Origin of the sequence: Asticcacaulis sp., from assembly GCF_027484505.1 — a bacterium.
Lineage (GTDB): Bacteria > Pseudomonadota > Alphaproteobacteria > Caulobacterales > Caulobacteraceae > Asticcacaulis.
Map to the genome: position 1 here is coordinate 1 of NZ_JAIXSV010000023.1, position 7297 is coordinate 7297.

A 7297-nucleotide genomic window follows, 5' to 3' on the forward strand; every position below is an offset into this window, starting at 1 on the left:
AGCTCGCGTCGCTCTTTGCGGGCGCGGTTATAGGCGGCCAATTGGGTGAGCAGTTCCGGCGTCGGCGGCAGGGCGCTGGAAAAGCCCAGATCGCGCTGCACGTCGCTGAGGCTCATACTTAGGGCCGGGGGGGATTTCAGCTCCGCCAGCAACGCCTCGCGCGCATCACCGGAGGCCGCACCGAGGCCCCTTGGCGTGATACCCAATCCGAAACGGTTGAACGCGATGGCGGCTCGTGTATCCGGGCTCATGACGCCTCCTCTGTCTTTATGTCAGAGGTGATACGTAATGAGCTGGCGCGACCCTTCGCTTACTTCTGCAACTGATACAGCGTGATCTTCACCTTGTCGCCGTTCGAGTAGTTGTAGCCCTCAATGCTTTTGACGGCGCGCGGCCTCAGACCGGCGGCGCTGACGGCCTTGCGGAATTCGGCGTCGTGGCGGCCTTCGACGCACACCGGACGCCCTTGCAGCAGGGCGGCGGCGGCCTGTTCCGGCGTGTCGGCCAGCTCGGTTTCGGTGCCCATGGCGAAGACGAAGGACGGTTCGGCATAGCCGAGCGTCGCCACCGGGCCCGGTTGCAGGCCCTTGCGTGGATCAAGGCCCGTTTCGACCAGCGCCGCTTCGAGATTGCGCGACATCCACAGGGGCTTAAGCTCCGAAAGGGTGGCGACAAAGCCGAGGTGCGCCACCACGCCCGCGCCGATCAGGCAGGCCAGCGCCGTGTTCATATGCTGACGCCACAGGAACAGCGCCGCCAGACCGCCGATCAGCAGCGCCGCAGCGGCCACGATGGTGACCAGCACCGCGACGCCGGCATGGCCAAACTCCGACAGGCCATAGGCGGCAATGGCCGTGATCAGGAAGCCGCCGAACAGGCCCAGCCCGGTGTTCATCACCTTGGCCCAGGTCTTGAGCGGGATCGACAGGCCCAGCACCGCCAGCAGCACCAGACCGCCATAGGTCGGCAGCGGATAGTGGACCAGCTTGGTGGGCGAGGCTTCAAAGATCAGGAAGCCCGGCACGAACCAGCAGATGGCAAAGCGCACGGCGGGCTCCGCATAGCGCGAAAGCGCCGTTTGCAGCGCGCCGCCCAACAGAAAGCTTAAGGGGAAGAACAGCAGCGGCAGGGCCAGTGTATGATAGCCCGGCCAGGCGAAATGGCCTTCCGACCCCGACACCAGCTTGGGCGCAAAGTCGTCGCCGATGGCTGTGCCCCAGAAGGCGCCGTCCGTGGCGATGGTGATGGCGATGGCCCACGGCCCGACGATCAGGGCGGTGATCAGCAGCCCCCACGTCCAGCCGAGTTGTTTCAGCCAGTCGGCGGCACCGGGCACCTTCGCCTTCACATCCCAGCCCAGCAGCGCCAGCGCCGTGGCGGCGAACATCATCGGCCCGATCGGTCCCTTGATCAGCACCGAGCCGCCGAAGGCCAGCCAGAAGATCAGTTTGTATTTCGTCAGCCTGGGCTTTTCGCTGAGGTCCGTGCGCTGACGATAGGTGACGTAGATGCGCGCCAGTGCCATCAGGAACAGGGTGGTCAGGCCGCACAGCACCGCATCGGTCTTGGCGATAAAGGCTTCGCTGGACAAAAGGAAGGAGACGCCGAAAAGCACCCCGGCGATCAGACCCTGCCGCCGGTCAAACAGGAAGCCCGCGCCCCAGCTCATGGCAAAGGCCGCCAGAGCCGCGCCAAACAGCGAGGGCCAGCGGTAGGAGAGGATGTCGCGCGCCGCCACGTCAGAGGTCAGCGCGGTCGAGGCCGCCTGAAGCCAGTGGATGCCGACCGGCTTTTTGTGCCGCGGGCGGTCCTGATAGCTGATATTGATGAAGTCCTTCGATTCCAGCATCTGGCTGGAGGCCTGAGCGAAGCGCGATTCGTCGCGGTCCAGCGGCGGGATCAGCAGGGCGCAGGGCAGGCCGACCAGAAAGGCGATGATCGCCGCCAGCAGCGGGCCGCGCAGATCAGGGCTCAGGGGAGAGAAGGTCTTGCTGGACATAGGCAAAGCAGGCTCACAGGGGCAAAGCGGGCTCACAGGCGCGAAATCCGGGTGCGGCGGGGCACCGGACTCCTGATGAGGGGGTGTTCGGTTTACGCTTAACCGCAAACCTGATAAGACGCCAGACTCATATTACCGCTGGTCGTGCTGACCACACCTCCCTTTCCCGCAAAGAGCCCGTGACCTAATGCCTGTATCCGTGTCCGTTGTCGTCGCCGTCCACAACGAAGAAGGGGCCACCCCGCAGGTGGTGCAGGAGCTGAAAAGCGTCTTCGACGCGGGCCTTGGGGCGGGCCATTACGAGCTGGTGTTTGTGGATGACAAATCGACGGACCAGACGCCGGAAGTGCTGAATGGCCTGAAAGCCTCGGTGCCGGAACTGCGCGTCATCCGCCATGAAAACAATGTGGGTAAGTCGGGCGGCGTATTCACGGGCGTCCTTTATGCGCGCGGTGACATCGTGGCCATGATGGACGGCGATGGTCAGAACCCGGCTTCGGACGTGCTGAAGGTGGCGCAGATGCTGATGGCCGCCGATGCCAGCGTGGGCATGGTCGCCGGTGAGCGCCGCCGTCGTCAGGACACGGCCTCAAAGAAATGGGCCTCGCGCTGGGCCAACGGCATCCGCAAGAGCCTGCTGAAAGACGGCTCAAACGACACCGGCTGTGGCATCAAGGCCATCCGCCGCGACCTGTTTCTGCGTCTGCCCTATTTCGACAATATGCACCGCTACATCCCGGCCTTGGTCAACCGCGAAGGCTATGTTACGCTTTTTGAACCGGTCGATGACCGGCTGCGCACGACGGGCAGCTCCAAATATACCAATTGGGGTCGCCTGAAAAACGCGCTGACCGACCTGCCGGGCGTCATGTGGCTGAACAGCCGCCGCCGCCTGCCGGGACGCACGACGGAGGTTTAAACCTCTCTGAAAACGGGGTTAACGGGATGGCTAGTCAGGAACAGCGAAACGCGGTAGTAGGTACAGCAGTCATCTCGCAAACGGGGAAGCACATGGCGAATGCACCGGCCAAGAAGGATGAGGGGGGGCTTTTGACGGCCTTCCCGATGCTGGCCATTCCGGTTGCGGTGTATAATATCGTCGCCCTGTTCCACATGTTCGGCAGCGACGCCAATTCCGCCTATAATGGCCTGAGCCACGTGCTGTTCAGCGTGCCCATGCCGTCGGCCGGGACGAAGTGGCTGATCTCCACCGGTGATGTGGTGGTGTTTATCGGCCTGATCATGCTGTTTTTCGAGCTTCTGAAATCGACCCGTTCGGACAGCGTGGCCATCGTCAATCACTCGCTGTCGATGGTGCTGTTCATTATCTGTCTGGTCGAGTTTCTGCTGCTGCGCCCGTTTGGCACTTCGACCTTCTTCCTGCTCACCACCATGACGCTGCTCGATGTGCTGGCCGGCTTTATCGTGACCATTATCACCGCCCGCCGCGATCTGGAATTTGGCTGAGCCGGGGCGGCTCAGGTAAACAGCGTGAAGATGGTGGCGACCAGCAGCACGTCGAAGGTCTTGGTCAGGATCGGCATCAAGGTAGGCATGGGACGCTCCGCATCAGATGCGGGACGCGCTGCAAAAGCCGTGCCGTGCGGTTAAGCTCTATTAACCCTATATTTTCTCGCGCTTGATGCGGCCCGGTGCCGGGCGGCGGTCGTTCGGCCCGGAATATTCGGACGACAGATAGGTCTTTTTTGCCCGCCCCAGCGTTTCCGGCCCGCCGCGTATGCCGCGCTTTTCGCCACCGCCCAGCACCTGCGCCGCATAGTCCACATTCTCATAGGCCTTGTTGACCCGCCGCGTGGACGAGGGCTCATGTTCCACAGCGGGACCGGCAGGCACAGGCAGGTTGGGCTTTTTCGTCATTCTGTCGGCAAAAGAAAAAGGGCGGAAACCGAAATTTCCGCCCACTCTACACCCATAGTCTTAAAACAGAGTCTATTTGCGCGTCGCCAGCTGGTCGATCTGCGCCTTCATAGCCTCGATCTGCTGACGCAGTTCATTGACCTGATCGCTGTCGGCCGCAGGCGCGGGGGCCGCAGCCGGGGCCGCCGGTTCGGCTGCGCCCGCGCTGGGGGTCGCGCCGGGGGCGGCAAACGAGAAGGGCGAGAACATGCGCATGGCGCGATCAAACATGGCCAGGTTCTGCGCCACCTGCTCGTCGAAATAGCCCAGCCCCGGCGCGCCGCCAAAGGCCTGAGAGAATTGCGAACGGAAGCGCTCCTGCTGCTTGGCGAAGCCGTCGAGCGACATTTCCAGATAGGTCGGCAGAAGGTTCTGCATCGAGTCGCCATAGAAGGAGATCAGCTGACGCAGGAACTGAATCGGCAGCAGGTTCTGACCGCGGCTCTCTTCTTCAAAGATGATCTGCGCCAGCACGCCGCGCGTGATGTCGTCGCCGGTCTTCGCGTCATAGACGATGAAGTCGATATTCTGACGCACCATGTCCGACAGGTTGTCCAGCGTCACGTAGGAGCTGGTGGCGGTATTATACAGACGGCGGTTGGCGTATTTCTTGATGACCACACGTTCCTGATCGCCGCGTTTGGTCTTCGTTTTGGTCTCAGTCATGCCTTGATCCTGACTCCCCCTGTACGGGTCCAGTGTGATGCCATCTTCGCGGTTCATATTGCGCAACATGATCCGTCGCGCAGATGCGAAAGGCGAAGAGGTTTTCCGCGGCTTTTTGTGCTTATGCGGAAGAACTGTGCTTACTAAATGGCTATTCCCTCAGTTGTTCAAGGGGTGTGCGGCGATAAAGCGCGTGTGCGTGTGCAAAATGCGGTAAATCCGGCGTGATGGTTGTGCACATGCGAAAAATTTGCGCTCAAAATCACGTGTTTGGAGACTTTTACACATATTTTGTGTCGTGACACCGTCACGCCTTTGGGGCAGGGTCCGAACCGTCAACTCGCCGGATACGCGCGCAAATGAGCGGTTGCAAGGGAAACGTCCGGTTATTTTCAAAAGGGAATTTTCATGTCGGTAAGCTCTGTGTCTGACGTGGTGATCGTGGCTGCGGCCCGCACACCGGTCGGTTCGTTTCTGGGTGGTTTGGCTTCTTTGTCGGGGGCGGAACTGGGGGCCCACGTGATCAAGGCCGTACTGGAACGCTCTGGCCTCAAGGCAGAAGAGATCGACGAAGTGATTCTGGGTCAGGTGCTGACCGCCGCGCAGGGGCAGGGACCGGCCCGTCAGGCGGCGATCAAGGGCGGCCTGCCCAACACCACCCCGGCCTGGGGTATCAACCAGATCTGTGGTTCGGGCCTGCGCGCGGTGGCGCTGGCCGCGCAACAGATCGCGCTGGGTGACGCCAGGGTGGTCATCGCGGGCGGTCAGGAAAGCATGTCGCAGGCCAATCACGCGGCCTTCCTGCGCAATGGCCAGAAGTTCGGTGACATTGCGTTCACTGATACCATGATCAAGGACGGCCTGTGGGACGCCTTCAACAACTATCATATGGGTCAGACGGCCGAAAACATCGCTGCCAAATGGGAGGTCACCCGTCTGGCGCAGGACGAGTTTGCCGTCGCTTCGCAGAACAAGGCCGAAGCCGCTCAGAAGGCCGGTAAGTTCGACGCCGAAATCGCCCCGGTGACCATCAAGGGGCGCAAGGGCGACACGGTCGTCGATAAGGACGAATTTATCCGCCACGGCGCAACGCTCGACAGCGTGGCCGGCCTCAAGCCCGCCTTCCTGAAGGACGGCACGGTGACGGCGGCCAATGCCTCGGGCCTCAATGACGGGGCGGCGGCGCTGATCCTGATGTCGGACGACGAAGCGGCGGCGCGCGGCCTGAAGCCGCTGGCGCGTATCAAATCGTGGGCCACGGCGGGCGTCGATCCGGCCATCATGGGCACGGGCCCGATCCCGGCCTCGAAAAAGGCACTGGAAAAGGCGGGCTGGAGCGTCGCCGATCTCGACCTCGTCGAATCGAACGAAGCCTTTGCCGCTCAGGCCCTGTGTGTCGTCAAGGAGCTGGGCCTCGACACGTCGAAGGTCAATGTCAATGGCGGCGCCATCGCCATCGGCCACCCGATCGGCGCATCGGGCGCGCGCATCCTGACCACGCTGATCTTTGAACTGAACCGCCGCGCCGCCGAGGCGGGCAAGCCGCTGAAAGGCCTTGCCACCCTCTGTATCGGCGGGGGGATGGGTGTGGCCCTGACCGTCGAGACCGTCGCTTAATCTCTCCTCCCCACCGCGTGGGGAGGTGGATGCGAATGAAATGAGCAGACGGAGGGGTACAACCGTCAGAGCCGTACCCCTCCACCGCTTCGCGGTCCGCCTCCCCACAGGGTGGGGAGGAGAAAAGGGCCCGGATTTTAAACCTACAGGATAAAAAATATGAGCAGAGTTGCATTGGTTACGGGCGGGACGCGCGGCATCGGCAAGGCGATTGCCAAGCGCCTCAAGGACGCGGGCTTCAAGGTGGCCGCGGGCTACGCCGGGAATGAAGAAAACGCCAACCGCGTCGCCGAAGAACTGGGCGTCTTCGTCGTCAAGGGCTCGGTGGCCGATTTCGCCGACTGTCAGCGCGCCGTGGCCGAGGTTGAGGCCGCTTTGGGCCCGGTCGAAGTGCTGGTCAATAATGCGGGCATCACCCGCGACGGCTTCTTCCACAAGATGAGCCAGCAGCAATGGCAGGAAGTCATCCACACCAATCTCGATTCGATGTTCAACATGACCCGCCCGGTCATCGAAGGCATGCGTGAGCGCGGCTATGGCCGCATCATCAACATCTCGTCGATCAATGGTCAGAAGGGTCAGGCCGGTCAGGCCAACTATTCGACGGCCAAGGCGGGCGTGATCGGCTTCACCAAGGCGCTGGCGCTCGAATCGGCGGCCAAGGGCATCACGGTCAACTGCGTCGCCCCCGGGTACACCTCGACCGAAATGGTCTCGGCCATCGCCCCGGCGGTGCTGGACAAGATCGTCTCCGGCATCCCCGTCGGGCGTCTGGGCACGCCGGAAGAAGTCGCCGAAATCGTCGCCTTCCTGGCGTCGGACATGGGCAGCTTCATCACCGGCGCCACCATCGCCGTCAATGGCGGTCAGCATATGGCCAGCTAAAGCGCTTTCCGAAAAGTGTAAGGCACTTTTCGGATACAAAAGCGCGTTAAACCAAAAATTTAGAGCGTCGTTTCGATTCAATCTGAACGAGACACGCTCTAGGGTTTGTGGGGATTCACAGATGAATCGAATTGTGATTCATACTGTTCATGGACCGCAATATTCTAACCGATGCCCAATGGGCGAAGATCGAACCGCATTGCTTGGGGAAAC

Annotated in this window: 8 protein-coding genes; 4 read left to right on the top strand and 4 right to left on the bottom strand. The window is 61.8% G+C overall.

Features of this window, described 5'->3' with window-relative positions; translation table 11 throughout:
- The coding region (locus Q0072_RS01375; protein ID WP_298324658.1) for a hypothetical protein at window positions 1-251 on the bottom strand (251 nt) is incomplete at its 3' end.
- 59 nt (window positions 252-310) lie between these two features.
- On the bottom strand, window positions 311-1999 hold the full coding sequence (locus Q0072_RS01380) for a glycosyltransferase family 39 protein (protein WP_298324661.1): 1689 nt from the start codon (window positions 1997-1999) through the stop codon (window positions 311-313).
- A gap of 187 nt (window positions 2000-2186) precedes the next feature.
- Between Q0072_RS01380 and Q0072_RS01385 the strand changes: the two genes are divergently transcribed.
- Together Q0072_RS01385 and Q0072_RS01390 are read left to right on the top strand one after the other, a co-directional pair.
- A complete protein-coding gene (locus tag Q0072_RS01385; RefSeq protein ID WP_298324663.1) occupies window positions 2187-2918 on the top strand; it encodes a glycosyltransferase family 2 protein in 732 nt (243 codons plus the stop codon).
- Window positions 2919-3010: 92 nt separating this feature from the next.
- The gene (locus Q0072_RS01390) at window positions 3011-3466 is read left to right on the top strand and encodes a hypothetical protein (RefSeq protein WP_013478355.1); all 456 of its coding nucleotides are present in this window, start codon (window positions 3011-3013) and stop codon (window positions 3464-3466) included.
- Window positions 3467-3622: 156 nt separating this feature from the next.
- On the opposite strand, the gene Q0072_RS01395 is transcribed toward Q0072_RS01390, so the two are convergent.
- Together Q0072_RS01395 and phaR are read right to left on the bottom strand one after the other, a co-directional pair.
- A complete protein-coding gene (locus Q0072_RS01395; protein ID WP_298324671.1) occupies window positions 3623-3877 on the bottom strand; it encodes a hypothetical protein in 255 nt (84 codons plus the stop codon).
- Window positions 3878-3949: 72 nt separating this feature from the next.
- Window positions 3950-4582, bottom strand: coding sequence for a polyhydroxyalkanoate synthesis repressor PhaR (gene phaR, locus Q0072_RS01400; protein WP_298324674.1), 633 nt, complete (start codon window positions 4580-4582; stop codon window positions 3950-3952).
- Window positions 4583-5005: 423 nt separating this feature from the next.
- Here phaR and Q0072_RS01405 point away from each other — a divergent pair, with 423 nt between their 5' ends.
- A complete protein-coding gene (locus Q0072_RS01405; RefSeq protein ID WP_298324680.1) occupies window positions 5006-6199 on the top strand; it encodes an acetyl-CoA C-acetyltransferase in 1194 nt (397 codons plus the stop codon).
- A gap of 159 nt (window positions 6200-6358) precedes the next feature.
- Window positions 6359-7084, top strand: a complete 726-nt coding sequence (phbB, locus tag Q0072_RS01410) for an acetoacetyl-CoA reductase (RefSeq protein ID WP_298324677.1) — start codon at window positions 6359-6361, stop codon at window positions 7082-7084.
- The last annotated feature ends 213 nt before the right edge of the window (window positions 7085-7297 follow it).

What these genes read in the sequence shown, in the direction of transcription:
- phaR (WP_298324674.1), bottom strand. Translation starts at nt 4,582, where the DNA reads ATGACTGAGACCAAAACGAAGACCAAACGCGGCGATCAGGAACGTGTG.
- Q0072_RS01380 (WP_298324661.1), bottom strand. Translation starts at nt 1,999, where the DNA reads ATGTCCAGCAAGACCTTCTCTCCCCTGAGCCCTGATCTGCGCGGCCCG.
- Q0072_RS01395 (WP_298324671.1), bottom strand. Translation starts at nt 3,877, where the DNA reads ATGACGAAAAAGCCCAACCTGCCTGTGCCTGCCGGTCCCGCTGTGGAA.
- phbB (WP_298324677.1), top strand. Translation starts at nt 6,359, where the DNA reads ATGAGCAGAGTTGCATTGGTTACGGGCGGGACGCGCGGCATCGGCAAG.
- Q0072_RS01385 (WP_298324663.1), top strand. Translation starts at nt 2,187, where the DNA reads ATGCCTGTATCCGTGTCCGTTGTCGTCGCCGTCCACAACGAAGAAGGG.
- Q0072_RS01390 (WP_013478355.1), top strand. Translation starts at nt 3,011, where the DNA reads ATGGCGAATGCACCGGCCAAGAAGGATGAGGGGGGGCTTTTGACGGCC.